At 63.9% G+C, this 20673-nt stretch carries 4 protein-coding genes; 2 read left to right on the forward strand and 2 right to left on the reverse strand.

What is annotated here, in order from left to right:
- Positions 1 to 3: 3 nt before the first annotated feature.
- Together pgaB and KHN93_RS09810 are read right to left on the reverse strand one after the other, a co-directional pair.
- Complete coding sequence (gene pgaB, locus KHN93_RS09805; protein ID WP_212579499.1) at positions 4 to 1902, reverse strand: poly-beta-1,6-N-acetyl-D-glucosamine N-deacetylase PgaB; 1899 nt, start codon at positions 1900 to 1902, stop codon at positions 4 to 6.
- The gene (locus KHN93_RS09810; RefSeq protein WP_212579630.1) at positions 1884 to 3842 is read right to left on the reverse strand and encodes a tetratricopeptide repeat protein; all 1959 of its coding nucleotides are present in this window, start codon (positions 3840 to 3842) and stop codon (positions 1884 to 1886) included. The genes pgaB and KHN93_RS09810 overlap by 19 nt, the downstream gene beginning before the upstream one ends.
- A gap of 747 nt (positions 3843 to 4589) precedes the next feature.
- Between KHN93_RS09810 and KHN93_RS09815 the strand changes: the two genes are divergently transcribed.
- The gene (locus KHN93_RS09815) at positions 4590 to 6290 is read left to right on the forward strand and encodes a ShlB/FhaC/HecB family hemolysin secretion/activation protein (RefSeq protein ID WP_212579500.1); all 1701 of its coding nucleotides are present in this window, start codon (positions 4590 to 4592) and stop codon (positions 6288 to 6290) included.
- A 69-nt stretch (positions 6291 to 6359) separates the two neighbouring features.
- Complete coding sequence (locus KHN93_RS09820) at positions 6360 to 20669, forward strand: two-partner secretion domain-containing protein (RefSeq protein WP_244812233.1); 14310 nt, start codon at positions 6360 to 6362, stop codon at positions 20667 to 20669.
- The last annotated feature ends 4 nt before the right edge of the window (positions 20670 to 20673 follow it).

Consider the following 20673-nt stretch of genomic DNA (forward strand, 5'->3'; position numbering starts at 1 on the left):
CGGCTACCGCTCGATATATGGGAATTGCCGAGCCGACATGGCCTCGCGCGCTTCGGGAACAGACGGGTGGCCGCCGATGAAGTCGTCGGGGTAGTACGCCAGGTGGCGCACGCCCGCAGCCAGCAGCAACTTGCTGTGTTCGAGCAGCACGCCCTCCGGCAAAGGCTTGCCGGTGCGCCAATCCACAGTCTGCAGTTCGAAAATGGTGTTCTCGAAACCATGCGGCTGCTGGCCGACACGCTGCGCCAGCTGCTGCAGCCACTGCTGCGGGTCGTTGGCCTGCTCCATGTACGGCATCGCCATCAGCGCGGTGTAGTCGTAGGCCGAAGCAAACGCGTCCAGGCGCTGCGCGAACCAGGCTTCGCTATGCGGCTGCAGCACCGGCTGCGCAAACAGGTTGCGCACGGTCACCAGCTTGGGGCGCCAGCGTTCGGCGGCTGCTTTCAGCTCCTGGGTGAAGCCGATCAGCTGCTGCGTGCGCGTGGCAGGATCGCCATTGCCGTAGGCAGGCACTTCGTCGTCGCGCAGGTAGGCATCGTCGTGGAACAACAGGCCTTCGAAGTAGGTGTTGGCGGCCAGGTCTTCGTAGATGTCGGCGACCAGCTGATGCGTGCGCGGATTGCCCGGATCCAGGCGCGGCACATCCTTCGGGTCCTTGCCGCGAATCTGCAGCGCCGCCTGCTGCTGCGCGTCGGGCAGATGGAAGCCCAGCACCGGCAACCAGGCAAACACGCGCACGCCGGCACGGGTGCGCAGCTGCCAGGCCACACGCCCGAACAGATCCGCACGCATCGGCAGATGCCGGTTAGGGAAGTACAGCGCATCGGCTGCGCCATCGCCATCCGGGTCGGCGAAGGCCTGCAGGAACACATGGCTGGGGCCGATGTCCTTGATGCGCTGGACCAGGATGTCGAGGTTGCGTGCCAGCTGCGCTGGGTCCGGGTCGTAGACGTAATCCAGATCGATCTGGATCGCACGCAGGCCGTCGCGCGACAGGTCGCGTCGCAGTTCGCCGGCCAGGTCGCGCACATCGGGATTGTTGAACAGCAATAGGCGGCCGAGGCTGGCCAGCGATTGCCCGTCCACGCGGTCGCGGCCCTGCTGGCCGATATCGGCTTCGTGCGAACGGCCTTCCAGGTCGAAGCTGAGCGTCATGCCCAGTTGCGCGGCAATGGCGTTGCTGGCGCGGTTGTAGGCGGCATACGGCCACACCATGGCGCGCGGGGGTTTGCCCAGATGCGCCACGATGGCGTCGCGGCTATGGCGCAGATCGGTCTGGATGCGCTGGCGATAATCCGCTTCGCTCTCATAGCCCTTGCCCGCCTCCCAACGACGGGTGACCGCGGCCGGGGTCTGATTGCCAAATGGATTGCCGGGGATACCTTTGTGTAGATCATCGCTGTGCGAGCCGATTTCGATCAGGCCGCTGTCCTGCATCTCGCGCAGTTGCGCCCAGGTGACGAAATCATCGTGGGTGAAATCGCGATGGCCGTAGGGCACTACCTGGCCGGCCGGTAATTCAACCCAGCTGGTGACGGGGGCAACCAGCGCGGGATAACCATAGGCCTGCAATAGCGGGAACACACGCGTGTAGACGCTGCGCAAGCCGTCGTCGAAGGTCAGCAACACCGGCCTGGAGGGCAGGGCGCGCCTGCCGGCACGTGCATCCAGGACCTGCTGCACGCTCACCGGGTGGTAGGCATGCGAACGCAGCCAGTCCAGATGCGCGGCGAAGTTGCTGGTGGACACCGCATAACGATCGGGATCGCCCTTGGCGGCGACGTCGTCGCGAATATCGTGGTAGCTGAGCACCAGCAGGCCCGCCTGCGCCGACGACGCGAACGTCATCAGCAGCAAGGCGACCAGCAACAGCGGCAGGCGGATCAAGGCGTACCTCCCCATCGGAAATCCAGGTCGAATCCAAGTTGTTGTTCGCGCTGGCCGTCGTAGACCGGGCGCGACCAGCTCACGCCGTAGCTCAGCGCACTGCCGTCGCCCAGCGACCACAGGTGCCGATACGCTGCGCTGGGCACCCACTGGCTGCCGAAGCCGGACTGATAGGTCGGCCCGACGGTGACCTCCAGCCGCTGCCGGAAGGCGTAGTCGTAGCGACGCCAGCCGATCTGATCGATGCGCACGCCGGCGGCCACCGCAGAGTTGCGGCGCGGATTGAAGTAATTGACGGCGCGGTCGTCTTCGGCACGTCCGGCCGAAGCGGCGAACAGGCCATCGAGCAGCACGTGCGGTCTGGCCCACAGGCGCTGGCTGCCGGACAGATCCAGCTGATCGCGCCGATTGCCGTCGCTGTAGCGCAGCTGGCGTGCCTGCAGTTCCCAACGGCTTTCGTCGTTGGGTGTCCAGCGCAGAGCGGCGCCGATGCTGTCGCCGGTGATGCCGAAGCGGCGTGCCTGCAGTGAGGCGTCCGGATCGCGTGTGCGCCAGGCCAAGCTGCCGTACCAGGCATCGGAAAACCGCCAGCCGGCATCCAGCGCCCAGGCGGTGCCATCGCGATCGAATTCATCGAGCGCGCGTCCGCCGTAGGCGCTGACATCCAGGCGGTCGTAGCGGTAGTGCGTGCCCAGCCAGAAGCTGCGATAGCGCACGCGCGTGTCCTGGAAATCGGCCCAATCGTCGCGTGCACGCAATCCCACGCGCCAGCGCTCGCCGAGCAGCGGCGATTCGGCTTCCAGCAGCGTGCTGCCGAAGTCGTTGCCGAGCGGCGAGGTGCTGTTGGTCAGGGTGTCGTTGTCGCTGCGGCCGCGCGCATGGCTGAGATGTACCTGCCAGCCGCGTTGGCGTTCCAGCGAGGCGCCAAGCCGCTGCAGGCCGGCGTCATCCGGATATTCCTTGCGCAGAGGCGCAAAGGTCGCTGCGGCCAGATCCAGGCGATCCAGATCGCGCTGCGCTTCGACCACGCCACTGCGCGCCTGTTTCTGGTGCGGATCCAGCGTCAATGCCATCGCGTTGCGTTGCAGCGCTGCGCTCGGGTGCCCGCGACGGAATTCGATCGAGGCCAGTGCCGCCTGCAGCTCCGCATTGTCGGGGCCGATGGCCACACGTTCGCGCAACAGGGCGTCTGCGTCGCGATTGTGGTTGGCCGCCGAACGTGCGGTGGCCAGGGCGATGTCTGCGCTGAAGCGATCCCAGTTTTCGTAGCCGCTGCTGGCACCGTTGCGGCGCGGCCACGGCGCCTGCGTGGCCGCGAGTTTTTCAAACAGCGGCATCGCCAGGTCGAAGCGTTCCTGCTCGAGCAAGGCATAGCCCAGCAGCAGCTGCGTATTGAAGTCGTCGGGATTGTGCTGCAGGGCCTGCCGGAGCACGGCTTCGGCCTCGGCCGGGCGACGCAGGCCCATCAGCGAATCGCCGACCGTCGGCAGCACATAGGCGGGAACCTCGATACCTTCCGCCTTCAACGCCTGATAGTTGGCCACGACGTCGCGATGGCGCTGACGGTGGTTGAGCGCGACCAGGCTGTCGACGCGCAGCCGCGTGGCTTCCCACGTCAGCGTCGGCGGTGATTCGCGTTCGATGCGGGCGACATTGACCAGGGCCTGATCGGTCTCGGCATAGCGGTGCGCCGCATCGATGGGCTCGGCGCTGGCCCAGCCGATCATGCGGGCGACGCGATCGTTTTCGATGCGTTCGCGCTCCTGCTGCGAGAACCAGTCCGGATGCCGCCACATGGCCTCTGCCGCGAGCTGTGCGCTGCCGAGGTCGCTCAGCGTGATCGCACGCATGGCATAGGCGCCACGGTCCCGCGGGTTCGCACGTAGTACGCGCTCATAGATGGCCAAGGCATCCGCATGGCGTTGCTGGCCGCGCAATTGCTCAGCCTGCTGCATGGGAGTGAGGGCGGTGGAGGCGTCAGTCACCCCGTTCGGCCGCACTTCACCACCGTGCGCCTGGGGCACACATGCGGCAATCAAGGCGAGGCTGAGCAGAGGAGTGAGTGCGCCCGTGCGGTCAAGACAACCGCGACGCACGTGGTTGCAAAAGCTGGGGGAAAAGGCAGTGCATTAGCGGTCCAGGCGTATGACGACTGGCGATACTGCGTATGCCCATGTAAAGCCTACGTCATCACGAATTTAACGCGATCTTCATCGGATCAGTCTGCTTCAAATGTGACATGAGTCACGAAAAATGCCTTGAGGCAATCTTCGCGCCCCAATTAATTGCCTTCAAGCGGCGCCACGGGGCCTGAATATTGACCAGACCGGCATCACTCAACTACGCCGCTGATTTGCCACGCTGGTCGCAGTTAGATATGCAGTAAAGGTAATTACTCTGTTGTCTACGATAGCCGCACGTTGCCGGATGTTTCAGGTTTGGGAGCAACGTAATTTGGTAGTGAGCGCGTGGGCCGAGATATTTTCGCCCGCTTTTTAAGTGATTTACGTCACAAAAGTGAAAGGGTCGGGTTTTTCTTACAGGGTGGCCCCTACATGGCGCGTTGACCAGTTCTTAACGTTCCATCACAGTTGCGCCGCACTCGCTGTGTTGAAGGGTTGGGTCGCCGTCTTGGTGGCCAGGCATAGCGGTGTGAGCGACGGCGCGCCAAGGCGCGGCCCGCCGCACAGGGGGCAGGACAGATGTGGACGCGTTCGGCGCCAATGGCGCTGGCGGCTTGCCTATGGGCTGTCGCCGGGCTGGCGGCTGCACAACAAACGGCACCGACAACGCTGGATCGGCAGGAGCAATTGCGCCAGGCCGAGGAGATTCAGCGGCGTCAGGAACAGGAGCGACAAGCACCCTTCGCCGGCCCGCGCGAGGATGCCGAGCGCGTGGATGCGCGCAGCACCGTGCTGCCCAAGGAGGAACTGTGTTTCCCGATCGCCCGCGTGCGCCTGTCCGGTGCAGGGAACGACGGTGCACGCTTTGCGTGGTTGTGGACCTCGCTGCGTCGTTATGAGGGCCGCTGCATCGGTCGCGCGGGTATCGACATCATTCGCCGTCGCGCCCTGGACCAACTGGTCGCGCGCGGCCTGGTCACCACCCGCATCGGCGTGCCCGAACAGGATCTTTCGCGCGGCGAACTGCGTTTCGAACTGATGCCCGGCCGCTTGCGTGCGGTGCGCGTGGTTTCCGACACCGGCGGCGAACATTGGAAGAGCGCGCTGCCGCTACGGCACGGCGACCTGCTGGACCTGCGTGCGATCGAGCAGGCGGTGGAGCAGTTCAAGCGACTGCCTTCGCAGGACGCCAAGATCGACATCGCGCCGGGCGAGGCACCGGGCGAATCGGATCTGGTCATCACCTTGCAGCATGGTCGGCGCTGGCGCGGCGTGGCCAATGCCGACGACTCTGGCGTGGAAGCCACCGGGCGCGTGCAGAGCGGGCTGGATTTTTCGCTGGACAACCTGCTGGGCCTCAACGATCTGCTCAGTGTCGGCTACAGCCATGACCTGGCCACGCGCGACGAAGAGCGCGGCACGCGCGGCAACAGTCTCAGTTACAACCTGCCGTGGGGCTGGTGGACGTTTGCGTTGTCGGCCTCGTCATACCGCTATCACCAGCGCGTGGACGGATTTTTGCAGACCTTCCAGTCCAGCGGCGAATCCAGCAACGCGCAGCTGGATATCCAGCGCGTATTGCATCGCAACGGCACCAGCAAGACCTCTGCCGGTGTCACGGTTGGCCGGCGGCGTGCGCGCAGCTATCTGGATGGCGTGGAGATCGGCATCCAGCGTCGCCATACCAGCAGCGCGGAGTTCTACTTCACCCATCGCCGTTATCTGGGGACGATGCAGTTGGACGTGCGTATCGCGCATCGGCGTGGCACGCCGTGGTTCAACAGCCAGTGGACCGGTTACGACCCGCAGATCGGGTTCCCGACATTCCGTTATGGCGTGACCACGCTGGACGTGAGCACCGCCATGCCGTTCAAGCTGGGACCGGTGCCGATGGCGTGGGAAAGCAGCCTGCGTGCGCAAACCGCAGGCGAGCTGTTGCTTGGCTCGGAGTTCGTCACCATCGGGGGCCGCTACAGCGTGCGTGGCTTCGATGGCGAAGCGACCTTGGGCGCGGAAAAAGGCGCGTATTGGCGCAACACCTTGAGTTTTCCGATCCAGCAGATCGGGCTGACACCGTACCTGGGCCTGGATGCCGGTCGCATCGATGGCACCAGTGCCAGCGGCCTGCGCGGCCGCAGTCTGGTGGGCGGCGCGGTGGGTCTGCGCGGCGGCTGGTTCGGTGCCAGCATCGATGCGTTTGCAGGCTGGGCGATCCATCGCCCGGATGGGTTTGGAAGTGCGCAGCCGGCGTATGGCGCGCGTGTGATCTACCAGTTCTGACATGGATCGCGCCGCCAGCCGGCAGCGCGCTGTTGATTGATGACGCCCACCAGTGGCGAGAGAGAAACGATGGACACCGAAGCGATGAGCGTACGTGCTTACCTGGCCGAACAAAGCAAGCGCGCGCTTGCGTTGCTACTGTGCTGCACGGTTACCTGGACATCGTTTCCGGCGTGGGCACAGGTGGCGCCAACGCCAAATCCCGGCGGGCAGACACCCGGTCAACAGGTCGCCGCCAATGGCGTGCCGGTGGTGGACATCGTCGCGCCCAATGCGCGCGGCATCTCGCATAACCGCTACAGCAATTTCAACGTCGGCCCGAACGGGTTGATCCTCAACAACAGCGCGCAGATCTCCAAGACCGAGCTGGGCGGCTATGTCGCCGGCAACAACAATCTGCAACGCAGCGGTGCCGCCTCGCTGATCCTCAACGAGGTCACCTCGGCCAGCAGCCGCTTGCAGGGATACACCGAAATCGCCGGTGCCAAGGCGCAGCTGGTGATCGCCAACCCCAACGGCATTTCCTGCGATGGCTGCGGGTTTCTCAATACCTCGCGCGTGACCTTGACCACCGGCACGCCCAACCTGGGCAGCGATGGCGCGTTGAACGGCTTCAGCATCACCGGCGGTGCGCTGAGTATCGGCAGTAACGGTCTGGATGCGTTCAATGTGGATCGCCTGGACCTGCTCTCGCGTCAGCTCAGCGTGGAGGGCTCGATCTGGACCAGGGAACTGGTCGCTGCCGCGGGTGCAGGGCGGGTCAATTATGACGGCATGCTGCTGGAGGTGGTGCCGGGCACCGATGGCGCGGCACCGTCGATCGGCATCGACGTGGCGCAGCTGGGCGGCATGTATGCCGACCGTATTCGCCTGATTGCGACCGAAGCCGGTGTTGGCGTGGTGAGTCGCGGCACCCTGGCGGCGCAGAGTGGCGATCTGCAGATCGACAGCGCCGGCCAGGTGAGCCTGAGCGGGACCACGGTGGCGCGCGATGGAATGGGTGTGCGTGCAGCCGGTGACCTCGACCAGCGCGGCGTGCTCGGCTCGCAGCAAGGCGATGTGCGTCTGCGCGGCGCGCGCATGACCCTGGCAGGCGATCTGGTCGCCGCCGGTATCCTGGATGCACAAGCCAGTGGCACGTTGAGCCACAGCGGCCGCAGCAGCGCCGGTGCCATCCGTCTGTTCGGTTCGGAATTGAATGCCGATGGCAGCCTGCATACGACTGGTACGCTGGATCTGGGCGCCGATGGTGTGTTGCGCAGCAACGGTGTGGCCTATGCGGCAACCGCTGCAAACCTGCGCGCGGGCCAGATTGGCCTGACCGGCACGCTGCAGAGCGGCGGCGCGATCGGGCTGAATGCAAACGCGATTGATGCACTGGGCACCCTGGACGCGGCCACCGCCTTGCGCGTGAACAGCAGCGGCGACGCGCGCCTGGGTGGATTGGCGCAGGCCGGGCAGGGTGCTGATGTGCAAGCCGGCGGTCGGCTGGAACTGCAGGGTCAGCTGATTGCAGCGGATGCAGTGGCGCTCAATGCGGCGAGTATCGACATCGCACAGCGCGGTGCAGTGTCTGCGGGTGGCGATCTGGAGTTGCGCAGTGCAGGTGCGTTGAACAATGCCGGTAGCGGCTACGCCGGCCGCGATCTGCGTCTCCAGGCAGCAACTGTCACAACGACAGGCAGTCTGGCGGCCGCACGCGATGCGCAGGCGGCGGTTGCGGGTGGTCTGGTCAATAGCGGCACGTTCGTTGCTGGCAATGCGCTGACCATCGACGCGGCGCAGCTGGACAGTCGTGGCGATATCGGCAGCCAGCGTGGGGAGACGCTGCTGCGCAGCCGCGGCGGTCTGGCGCTCAGCGGCAACACCGTGGCAGGTACTGCCCTGGGCCTGGATGCCGCAGCGGATGCGCAAGTCTCGGGCATCGTCAACGCCGGTCGCGTAAATCTTCGTAGCGGCGGGGATACCGCACTCTCCGGCACCCTGCAGACCACCGACGGTGGGTTGGTGATCGCCGCAGGCGGTGAGCTCGTCAGCGATGCCGTGGTGGGTTCGACAGGCACGATCGATTTGCAGGCGAACGGCGCGCTGCGTCAGCGTGGTCAGCTCCGCGGCGACGGCGCGGTGCAATTGCGTGGCGCAGCGGTCGAGCACAACGGTGTCATCGATGCAGGTGGCGACCTGCGCATCACCAGTGCTGCCGAGCTCGCGTTGGACGGCACCGTGCAGAGCGCTGGCTCAGCCACATTGCAGGCGGGCGCAGCACTGCAGAACCGTGCGAAGGTGATCGCAGCTGGCGCGCTGGATGTAGAGGCAGCCTCGTTGCGCAACGCGCAAAGTGGCGCGTTTTCGTCGGATGCCGGCGCGCGCGTGCGCACGGCTGGCACATTGGAAAATGCCGGCAGCCTGTATGCGGCGAGCGATCTGCAGCTGACCGCAGGCGCGTTCACGCAAAGCGGCAGCGCCAGCTCGGGCAACACGCTTTCGGCAGCTGTGAGCGGGTCATTCGACAACGCTGGCAATGTGATTGCCAGGAACGCGCTACAGATCGATGCCGGCAGCGTGCGCAGCAGCGGTCAACTCGGCAGCGAAGCGGCAGGTGTTCGTCTGGGCAGCCAGGGCGATATCGCGCTGCAAGGCGTGGTTGCCGCTGCGACCACGCTGCAGGCCAGCGCCGCTGGCGATCTGCAGCAGGCAGGGTCGCTAAGAGCGCAGTCGCTGGCATTGAGTGCCGGGCGTGATCTCACCGCTGCTGGCAACCTGCAATCAGCGTCCACGCTGGATCTGCAGGCACAACGTGCTCTGACATTTGCTGCCCAGGGCCAGGCTGGCGGTGATGCCTCGATGCGCGCCACCACACTGACAACCAGCCAGGATGCGATGGTGCAGAGCACGGGAGCGATTGCGCTGGACAGCGCGGCCATCGACAGCCGCGGCAAGCTGGATGCAGGGAGCGATCTGCACATACGCAGCCAGGGCGATCTGGCGCTGGCGGGTGTGGCACAAGGCGGGCGCGACGTTGTTTTGAATGCCACCGGCGCGCTCAGCAACGCAGCGCAGGTGTTTGCAGGCCGCGATCTGTCGTTGCAGGCAGGTAGCCTCGACAACACCACGAGCGGTGTGTTGGCGGGCGAGGGCAACATCGCCCTGACCACTACGGCACTGCTGAACAACGCTGGCCGCGTGCAGGCCGGTGGCGATCTGCAGGTCAGCGCAGCAAATATGGACCAGGGCGGCAGCGCGTCTGCAGGCAGGGCGTTGCGCGCCGCCATCGCAGGCACGCTGGCCAATCGCGGCAATCTGATCGCCAAGGATGCGTTGCAGGTCGATGCGGCCACGCTGCGTAGCAGTGGGCAGTTGGGTAGCGAGCGGGCCGATGTCACGTTGAACAGCCGAGACACGCTGCAACTCGAGGGTGTGGTTGCAGCGGCCACTGCATTGCGTGCAACTGCTGGCGGCGATTTGCAGCAGGCCGGTTCGCTCAAGGCGCAGTCGATCGCATTGCAGGCGGGGCGCGACCTCACTGCAAATGGCACTCTGCAATCGGCATCCACGTTGGACCTGCAGGCGCAGCGCACGCTCGCCCTGAATGGACAAGCATCGAGTACGGGTGAGGCAACCGTCACCGGCGCAACGGTTCTGACAGGCGCTGCAGCAGTGCTGCAGAGCGGTGCCGGCATCACCCTGGATGGCGGCTCCATCGATAGCCGCGGTTCGCTCGATGCGGCGACCGATTTGAACGTGCGTAGCGCCGGTAATCTTGCACTGGCTGGCGTGGTCCAGGGCGGGCGCGATGTTGCGCTGACCGCTGCGGGCGCGTTGAACAATGGCGCTCAAGTCGTCGCAGCCCGCGATCTGCACCTGCAGGCTGCCAGTGCCAACAACGCCGCAACGGCAACGCTGGGCGCACTACGCGACCTGCGCGTCGATGTCGCCGGGGTGTTGGAAAACAATGGCAGCCTGCATGGCGAGCGTGGCCTTGCACTGAACACCGGCACGCTGCTGCAGCGCGGCCGTGTCTACAGCGGGGATGCGGTATCGATCTCGTCGACAGGCGCATTCGAGAACGTGGGCCAGTTGGTATCCGGCAAGGACCTGACCATCGCTGCCGACAGCATCGTCAGCAGCGGGCAACTCGGCTCGGTCAACGGCGCACTGACGCTGACCAGCCAGAACGCGATCGATCTGCACGGTGTTGTGGCTGCGGCGACCACGCTGCAAGCCACCGCTGGCACCGATCTGCTGCAGGCCGGCTCGCTCAACGCGCAGGCCGTCACCTTGCAGGCTGGCCGCGATCTGACTGCCGGTGGAACCCTGCAGTCCGCGTCTGCGTTGGATCTGCAGGCGCAGCGCAGCCTGACGTTGAACGGTCAGGCGCAGGCGGGCAGTGACGCCAACCTGCGCGGCAACAGCATCGCCACCGGCCGCGACGCCGTGCTGAAAAGCGTCGGCGCGATCAGCCTGGATGGTGCGGCAATCGACAGCCGTGGAACGCTCGACGCCGGCACGGATCTGCGCCTGCGCAGCACGGGAGCACTTGCGCTCGCAGGCGTGGCGCAAGCCAATCGCGATGTCGTGTTGAGCGCAACCGACACCTTAAGTAATGCGAGCCAGGTGATTGCCGGCCGTGATCTGTCGGTGCAGGGAGGCAACATCAACAACGTGGCGGCCGGCGTGTTGGCGGCCGATGGCAGCGTCACGCTGACCACTGGCGCGTTGCAGAACGGCGGCAGCCTGCAGAGCGGCGGCGATCTGCGCATCACCGCCGCCAGCATGGATCAGGGCGGTACTGCGATTGCAGGCAAGGCCCTGACCGCGAAGGTCACTGGCACGCTGGACAACCGCGGCAACCTCATTGCCAAAGACACGCTGCAGGTGGAGGCAGGCAGCTTACGCAGCAGCGGCCAGCTCGGTAGCGAAACTGCCAACGTCAGCTTGATCAGCCAAGGCGACATGACGCTGCAAGGCGTTGTCGCCGCAGCGACCACACTGCAGGCCACTGCAGTTGGCGATCTGCAGCAGGCCGGCTCGCTCAAGGCGCAATCGATCGCGCTACAGGCCGGTCGCGATCTCACCGCCGCAGGCACGCTGCAGTCGGCAACGCAACTGGATCTGCAGGCGCAGCGCGCACTGACAATGAACGGACAGGCGGTGGCGAGTGGCGATGCAACCCTGCGCGGCGCGCGGATCGGTACCGGTCAGGCTGCCGTACTGCAAAGCGGTGGCGCGATTAGCCTGGATGGTGCCGCGATCGACAGCCGTGGCGCACTCGATGCAGCCACTAACTTGAACCTACGCAGCACCGGCGACCTGGCGGTTGCCGGTGTCGCACAAGCCGACCGTAATGTGGTGCTGAGCGCAGTTGGCGCGTTGACCAATGCGGCGCAAGTCGTCGCTGGTCAGAGCTTGAACGTCACCGCAGCCAGCGCAAGCAATGCCGCCAGCGGCGTGCTGCTCGCGCAGGGCGACGCCACCTTCGCCATCGGCGGCTTGCTCGACAATGCTGGCGCCGTGCGCGCCGGCAATCAACTCGCCTTGGGCGTCGGGTCGCTGCGCCAGACTGGCCAGGCCTACGGCTTGCAACGCCTGGGTGTTATCGCCACTGGAGCGGTGGACAATCGCGGTGACCTGATTGGCGGCAATGGCTTGCGCGTGGAAGCGGCGCAAGTCAGCAGCAGCGGCCAGTTGGGTAGCGAGCGCGGCGATGTTGCATTGATCAGCCGCGGCAACCTGCAGCTCGGGGGTAGCCTTGCATCGGCTGGTACCTTCTCGGCGCAGGCCGATGGCACGCTGGCACAAAGCGGTACCTTGAGTGCAGGCAGCACGCTGGAATTGCGCTCGAAGGGCGACCTAAGTGTGGCCGGCCAGGTCGGTGCTCAGCAGGTCACCCTGACCAGCGATGCCGTGTTGCGTCAGCAGGGTACCGTCAGCGGTACGACGGTGGGCCTGCAAGGCGCGCGTATCGAGAATGCCGGGCAGACTACCGCCTCGGGTAACTTGAGTTTGCGTGCTGGCGAGATCAGTGTCGCCGGCACGGTTGGTGCCGGTATCAACGCAGACGGCAGCCTGGGCAGCGGACGCACGCTGAGCCTGATCGCTGATCGTCAGCTCAGCGCCTCCGGCAAATTGCTGGCCGGCGGCAACCTCACCGCGCAGGGCAGCCAGCTGCAACTGGCGGGTGCCAGTACGCGCGCAACCGGCAACGTTGCACTGACCACCGGCGGCAGCCTCGATCATCGCGGTGGCGACTTGCTCGCTGGTGGAACGCTCACCGTGCAGGCAGGCGGCAACATCGACAACGGGCGTCTCAACAACGTCGCAGGTCAAATGCAGGCCAACCAGCTGAGTATCGACGGCGGCAGCTTGAGTAATGTCGGCGGGCGGTTGGTGCAAAGTGGCAACGGGCTGACCCGTGTCAGCATCGGCGGCGCGATCGACAACACCGGCGGCACGCTGGCCAGCAATGCGCAGGATCTGACCATTACCGCGGCCAGCCTGGAGAATGCGCAGGGGCGGATCGAACACGCCGGCACCGGCGCCTTGTCGGTCACCAGTCGTGGCGCGTTGGGCAATAGCGGTGGGCGTATCCTGACGCAGGGTCAACTGACGCTGGGTGCCAGTGGCGGGTTAAACAACCAGGGCGGCGCGATTGCCGCAGCTGGCGATGCGGTGCTGACCGCTGCCAGCCTTAACAACGTCAATGGTTCGGTCTCCGCACGTGGGTTGAACGTGCAAACGGGCGGCACCACCGACAACCGCAACGGCCTGCTGCAGGCCAGTGGTGGTGCGTTGACCTTGCGCGTCGACAGCCTCAGTAATGCCGGCGGCACCGTGCAGGCAGTCGCCAGCGGCGGAGCAGGCGGTGGTCTGCGCGTAGAGCTCAATCGCGGCCTGGACAACGGCAACGGCACCATCGGTGCCGGCACCGATGCAGTGATCACTGCAGAAAACATCAGCAGCAGCGGCGGCAGTCTGCAAGCCGCACGCGACCTCAGCGTCACCGCACGCGGCCAGTTGGACAATCACCAAGGTGGCAAGCTCAGTGCGGGGCGCGATCTCAACGTTGCCGTCACCGGTGCGCTGCTCAATAGCGTCGGCCAGCTCGATGCCGGCAACACGCTGACCGCATCGGGCGGCCTCATCGACAATACCCAGGGCAGCATCGTCAACAACGGCGGCGGACTGACGCGCATTACCACGGGCGGGGCCCTGACCAACACCAGCGGCAATCTCGGTGGGCGCGGCAGCGTGGTCATCGACGCTGCCAACATCGCCAACAACGGCGGCCAGTTGGTTGCTGGCGGCGATCTGATTGCCAATACCAATGGCTTGAACAACCAGGGCGGCAATGTCTATGCCGGCGCGAGCTTTCTGTTGCAGCGCGCAGGCGCCACGCTGGACAACCAGAACGGCAGGATCAAGGCCGAGCAGGCTGTCCGCCTGAATCTGCAGAACCTGAGCAATGCCGGTGGCCAGATCGGTGCCGGCAGCGCGATCGGTGGTGCTGGCGATGTGGTGATCGATACCGTCGGTTTCGACGGCGGCGGCAGTATTCTTGCGCAGAATCTGCTGGATCTGACCTTGCGTAGCGACTACACGCATCGCGCAGGTGCTGACCTCACCAGCAACGGGAATTTCAACCTGCGCGTAGGCGGGAGCCTGGTCAACGAGTCCACGCTCAAGGCTGCGCGCACCCTGGACATTACGGCAGGCAGCATCACCAACCGCGCCGGTGCCAATATCCTGTCCAACGACACGCGTCTCAACGGTGGCAGCATCATCGACAACGCCGGCAGCATTTCCGGTAACAACGCGCTGTCGCTGGTGGCAAACAGCATCAACAACACCGGCAGCATCGTCGGCGGCAATGTCTCGGTGAATACCGGCACGCTCGTCAATGGTGCCGACCTTGGCGGCGCGACCGACAACGCAGCCTATGGCTCGGCCTTGCTTGGTTCCACCGGCAACATGAACCTGATCGTGCGCGATCAACTGCTCAATCGTGACGCGCGCATCTTCAGCCTGGGCAATATCGCCATCGGCGGCGCGCAGGATGGCGGCGGTACCTTGGTATCGCGTACGGGTGTGGTCAATAACCTGTCGGGCAGTATCGAGGCTGATGGGAGCATCTTGATTGCGGCCAATCAGCTGAATAATCGGCGGCGGGTGATCAATACGACCAACGTGTCGACCGATCCTGGTAGCGACAATATTTACTCCGGCGGCGAGCTCATCGAAGGCAAGGCGATCCGGAATCTGCAGGGCGCGCGGGCGCCATATCCCTACAAAGGACTCGCACCTGGTATTTATCGCAACTATCAGGTGATCCAGCAGGAGCAGCTGTCATCCGCAAGCGCGGAGGGGAAGATTGCAGCGGGTGGAAACATCTTGCTGTCGGGCAGTGTCACAAATAATGCGTCGACCATCGCTGCAGCCGGTCTGTTTGCTGCCAATCAGCGAGGTCTTGGGGGGCTCTCGGACGCGATGATCAATGGTGGTGAGCAGCTACTCAACCAAGCGCTCGCACTGAATCAGGTGGTCCGACAAAGCGATGTGGAACACATCGTCACCGCGATCACCAACGACTGCATGCAGCCGGTTGGACAGAAGGTCGTTTGCTACTACGAGGAAGAAGATCAACGATTGAGTTCTTCGACGACCAGTAGCAGCTACATCGCCCTGGGCGCCAGCATGAGCGGGGCGCAAGGCGTCAGCATCAACGGCGCCAACATCAGCAATGGCGCCGTCGGCAGCGACGGTCGTGGCATCAGCGGCGCGTCGCTGAACGGTGTCGGCGCACAAGGCGGCTTGACCGGTCGCGCCACCCAAAGCGCCGGTGGAGTGGGCGGGCAAGCAGTGGTCGGCCGTGCCAATGGCGGCGCGTCGAGCATCAGCGTGGCCACCGGTACTGCCGGTAGCACCGGCGCCCAGGTGGGCGCCAACGCGCAGGACGCAACGCTGGCCACATCGGGCGGCATCGAGAAGATGTCGATTGCACCGGTGATGTCCAACGACAGTGGGCTTGTACGAAGCACCGTCGATCAGGCCAACGTGCAGACCACCGCCGCTGGCACAGGCGTTGTTGCAGGTGCGAATGAAAGCCGCAACCGTGTCGATCCGGCCACCATTCCTGTGACCAATATCGTTGGCGGCGCGCAAACCTCGCTCACGCAGATCGATCTTCCTATTGGCGGGCTGTATCGCCTGTCCAGCGGCACCGGCACCGATCGCACCGCGATGGGCCGCGCCGCCAATGGCCTTGGCGGCATCAACGCCTGGCGCAGCAACGGCCCCGGCCGTCGTTACCTGATCGAGACCGATCCGCGCTTCGTCAACTACGACAACTTCATCAGCAGCGACTTCCTGCTCGACAAGCTGGGCGTGGACCCGGAGTGGACCCAGACCCGCCTGGGCGATGGTTTCTACGAGCAGCGTTTGGTACTTGATCAGATCACCCAGCTCACCGGCCGCCGCTATCTGGGAAACTACGCCGATGGCGTGGCGCAGTACCGCGCCTTGCTGGAATCTGGCGTGGCGGCGGCAGGTCAGCTGCAGCTGAGCATGGGCGTTGGCTTGACCGCCGCACAAGCGGCCGCGCTGACGCAAGACATCGTGTGGATGGTCGAACAGGACTACCAGGGCCAGAAGGTGCTGGTGCCGGTTGTGTATCTGGCCTCCAACTCGCTGCAGTTGCGCGGCAACGGCGCATTGATTGCAGGCAGCAACGTCGAGCTCAACGCCACCAATTCCATGAGCAACCAGGGCGTCATTGCCGGCGCCGACGTCAGCATCACCGCAGGCAACCTGCTCAACCAGGGCCGCATCAGCGGCACTGGCAGCGTTGACCTGGAAGCGCGCAACGACCTGCTCAATCAGGGCCAGATCCAGGGTCGCGACGTGGCACTGGTGGCCGGCAACAATCTGGTCAGCGAAGCATCCAAGGCCATCAACGGCGTCGGCATTCTGTCCGGCATCAGCGCCAGCAACACCCTGCAACTATTCGCCGGCAATGACATGACATTGACCGGTACCCGCGTGCAGGCCGATGGCAGTGCGGCGTTGATCGCAGGCAACAACCTCAGCCTCACGCCCAGCGCCTTGCGCGACGACAACGGCCTGCTGCGCGGTGGCGATGCGGTGTCGGTGACCACCGGCAAGGATCTGGTGATGTCTGCAGGCAACGACCTGCAACTGCATGGCGTGACCATCAAAGCCGGCGGCAGTGCCGCACTGCAGGCAGGCAACAACCTTTCACTGACCCCGACCACTGGTCTCGACGGCAAGGTCGCCACGCGCACCAACATCAGCACCGGCGACAGCCTGCAATTGACCGCCGGCAACGATCTGACCATCCGCCAGGCCGACGTCAAGGCCGGCGGCGATCTGATTGCCGCAGCAGGCAACAACCTCAACGTCGAATCCGTCCTCAACGAGAGCGAGACCAATAGCTACAAGACACGCAACGGCAAGACCCGCGTCACCACCGCCACAACCACCCAGAGCATTGACCAGCAGGCGCTCACTGCGGGCGGCAACCTAATCCTCAGCGCCGGGAACGACGTCAATTTGGTCGCCGCCAAGCTGGACGCCGGAAAGGGTCTGGGCATCAGCGCCGGCAACGACATCAATGCCAGCACGCTGACCACGGTGGACACCAGCAACACGCTGGAAACGCGCAAGCGCTTCAAGCAGACCACCGCGACCAGCGACGAGACCGTCCACGGCACCGAGTTCAACGCTGGCGGCAACCTGGCGATGCAGGCCGGCAATGACATCACCCTCACCGCCGCATCTGCCGCTACCAAGGAAGGCGGCATCACCCTGGCTGCCGGCAACGACGTCAACCTGCTCGCCGCCAGCGAGCAGCACGACGCCGTGCAGGACATGACCAAGAAGAAGAAGGGCACGTTCTCCAGCAAGACCACGACCACGCACGACGAGTGGCACGACAACGTGGCGGTCACCACCACGCTCAGTGGCGACACGGTGCAAATTGCGGCGGGTAACGATTTGCTGTCGCAAGGCGCGCAGGTCGCCAGCACGGGCGATGTGGTGCTGGCAGCAGGCAACAACCTGACGCTGGATACGGTGCAGAATACGCACAGCGAGGAACACGAAAAGACAGTCAAGAAGTCCGGTCTCTACGGCGGCGGCGGATTCAGCGTCGCTTTGGGCGTCACCAAGAAGACCGACGGCCTGGATGTCACAGAAGTCACCAACAGCGGCAGTCTGGTCGGCAGCACCGACGGCTCGGTGACGATGACTGCCGGGAACAAGGTAGCCATCACTGGCAGCGATGTGCTGAGCGCGACGAGTACCACCATCGTCGGCAAGGAAGTCACGATCGCTGCAGCGGAAAACACCGTGGATACGGTGCAGACCTCCAAGCAGCAGAGTGCGGGTCTGACGTTGGGGCTGACCGGTGCAGCGGTCGAGGCAGCCCAAGCGGCGTATATGGCGACCAAGCGCGGGTCGGAAGTAGAGGACGACCGCCTCAAGGCGCTCTATGCGGCCAAGACGGCATACGCCGTCAGCGATGCGGTAAGTGCTTACCAGGCACCGCCGACCAGCGGCGGCCAGGACGCCGTCAGCTTGAAGATCGCCCTTGGTGCCAGCAGCGCGTCGAGCAAGACGACCACGCACGACGAAACGACTGGCGGCAGCCGCATCCTCAGCGACGGCAACGTGACCATCGCCGCCACGGGCGGCGACCTAAACGTGATGGGTAGTGAGATCAACGGCCAGAACGTGACGTTGGCGGCGGCCAACAATCTCAACCTGCTCAGCAACAAGGAAACCAATACCAGCAAGTCGGAGAACAAGAACGGCGGCGGCGAGATCGGTGTGAGCGTCGGCACCACCACCGGTTTCTACGTGAGTGCCTACGCTGGCAAGGGCAGTGCCAAGGGCAACAGCGAGCTACACACCGAAAGCGTGGTAACGGCCAAGGACACGCTGACCCTGGTCAGCGGCAACGACACCACGATCAAGGGCGCACAGGCGATCGGCGACACCGTGCTGGCCAAGATCGGCGGCGACTTGCTGCTCCAGAGCGAACAGGACACCGAAGACTACAAGAGCAAGCAGCAACAGGCGGGCGTCAAGCTGGTCTATGGCGTCAGCGGCAGCAGCGCCAACTACAGCCAGCAGAAGTTCAACAGCAGCTACACCAGCGTCAAGGAGCAGAGCGGCATCCAAGCCGGCAATGGCGGCTTCGACATCACGGTGGGCGGCAATACGCACCTGATCGGCGGCGCCATTGCCAGCACGGCCGATGCAACCCTGAACCACCTGTCCACCGGCAGCCTGACGGTGGAGGACTTGCAGAACAAGGCCGAGTACAAGGCTGGCGGATTTGGGGTCGGCACAGGCGATTGGAAATCCGTGGCGGCCGGTGCGGCCTTGAGTCTGGCAGGTAATCAGACCGGAAGCAGCGGCAGCACGACCAAGAGCGACATCGCGGCGGGCAGTGTCGAGGTGCGCAACGGGGACTCGACTGCTTTGGCTGGTCTGGATCGCAGCGCTACGGAACTGCAGCAGAGCGGGCTGAAGCAGATCTTCGATGAGAAGAAGGTTGCGGAGCAGCAGGAACTGGCGCAAGTCGCTGGCGAGGTCGCGTTTAGGTCGGCCAAGGAACTTATTTCCTACAAGAGGGAGCAAGCGGCTGCAGACGCAGAGCAGGCCATGGCCGATCTGGAAGCGGCCAAGGGCGATCCGGAAGCGACGGCAACGGCGAAGGCACGCCTGCTAGCAGCCAATGAACAACTCGCAAAATGGAACGACGCGGGAGCCGCAAAGCAGATCACCCAAGTGACTGCGGGCGCACTGGCTGCTGCTGTCTCGGGCGGCAATGTCCTGAGCGCAGCCGGTGGCGTGTTGATGAACGAAACGTTGTTGCCGAAGTTCGCTGACGCATTGCAAAAGGGTGGCATACAGCCGGGAAGTGGTGCCGAGGCCACGCTTATGGGGGGCCTTGGAGCCCTGCTTGGCGCTGCGGGCGGTCTCCTGGGTGGCGATGTACAGGCTGGCGCAGCGTCGGGCAATGCGGTCCAGACCTATGGCTACTACGACTATCGCGAAGGGCGTGCGCAACGGCAGGCGATGGCTGCTGAGGCATTGAAGAATGTCGGGATCACCGATCCCAACGACGTTGCCGGTGTCAATGCACTTCTCGATAACTGCGTGAAGCTCGGCTGCGATCCGGACAAGCTGGTGCTGTTGCTCAAATCTCCGGATGCAGCGTCAACGCTGCGAGAGCTCGCGCAACCTGAGAGCGTTGCCTTCCAGCGCTATGGCAAGGGTTTCAATGAGCTGGACGAACAGCAGCGCAGAGATGTCATTAATCACATTCCGACGGGTGAGGTCAGCGTTGGTGCTATTGAAAAAACTCCGATTGGGACCGTCACCGTTGGGGCTGTGGGAAGTACTCATGCAGGTGGCACAGCTTCTTCTAGCAGTGAGGGAGCTGACAATTCACAGGGAATCGCGGGCTCGCAGCAATCGCAAGATGAAAATTTAAGACTGAAGGGGGCAACGGTTGTCTCCAATCTCGCCATCGCAGGTGGGAAGAAGGTAGAGCAGTTCAAGAACTGGCTGGGCGAAGACAATGCAGAGACTGCTGCGCTGGTCTTGATGGCGGCGGCAGGTGGCCCGGTGAAGACGTTGGGCAGTACACTGTGGGCGGCAACGCCGATAGCGGGGTATTTTTCGGAAAAGAAAGAGGAGTATCTGGTCAATCCGTTGACACCGTTCATCGGCACCAACGCATTTGGTGCTTTGACCGATCGCGATCAGCAAGCGGTGCAGCCTGCGAGTCATGCGACTAGCTCGATGCTTGTAGATACATTGCTGTCGTCACTTGGTGTGGTGGGCACCAAAGCTGGTGCGATCGGCATTATCAAAAGTAGCGACGGATTTTTGGCGAAAGTTGAAGGTGCAGATAATGCATTTACCTTCTCTGGAGGAAAACCAGCAGTAGCTGGTGACAGCTACCATCCTTCATCTGTAGTGGAACGTTCGAAATCTAATAGAGATTACTATGGTGAAGCAAATGCCTCTAATGAATTTCCAGCGGGAACAGTAAATTATGAAAGCCACTCGACAGCCAGGCTTGAGCAATCTAAAGTTCCGCGGGATCTGAATGAACAAGTGCTCTGGAATAGAGTAAAAGATGATCCGTCGAAGGGTGAACCCTTAAAGCTTAATAATGATCCAAATTTCCCCCGTGAGGACGGCTGGCAAAAAATGCAAGTAACGCATCGGCTTCCAAATGGAAATAATATAACTATTCATTATCAATACAATGAGCGCACTGGAAAGGCATATGACATGAAAGTTCTTACGCCTCAGTATGATTTAAATCCTCCGGGAGATAAATAGTCAC

The sequence above is a fragment of the Xanthomonas arboricola pv. juglandis genome, assembly GCF_905367715.1.
Taxonomy (GTDB): domain Bacteria; phylum Pseudomonadota; class Gammaproteobacteria; order Xanthomonadales; family Xanthomonadaceae; genus Xanthomonas; species Xanthomonas arboricola.

What these genes read in the sequence shown, in the direction of transcription:
- KHN93_RS09810 (WP_212579630.1), bottom strand. Translation starts at nt 3,842, where the DNA reads ATGCAGCAGGCTGAGCAATTGCGCGGCCAGCAACGCCATGCGGATGCC.
- KHN93_RS09820 (WP_244812233.1), top strand. Translation starts at nt 6,360, where the DNA reads ATGGACACCGAAGCGATGAGCGTACGTGCTTACCTGGCCGAACAAAGC.
- pgaB (WP_212579499.1), bottom strand. Translation starts at nt 1,902, where the DNA reads ATGGGGAGGTACGCCTTGATCCGCCTGCCGCTGTTGCTGGTCGCCTTG.
- KHN93_RS09815 (WP_212579500.1), top strand. Translation starts at nt 4,590, where the DNA reads ATGTGGACGCGTTCGGCGCCAATGGCGCTGGCGGCTTGCCTATGGGCT.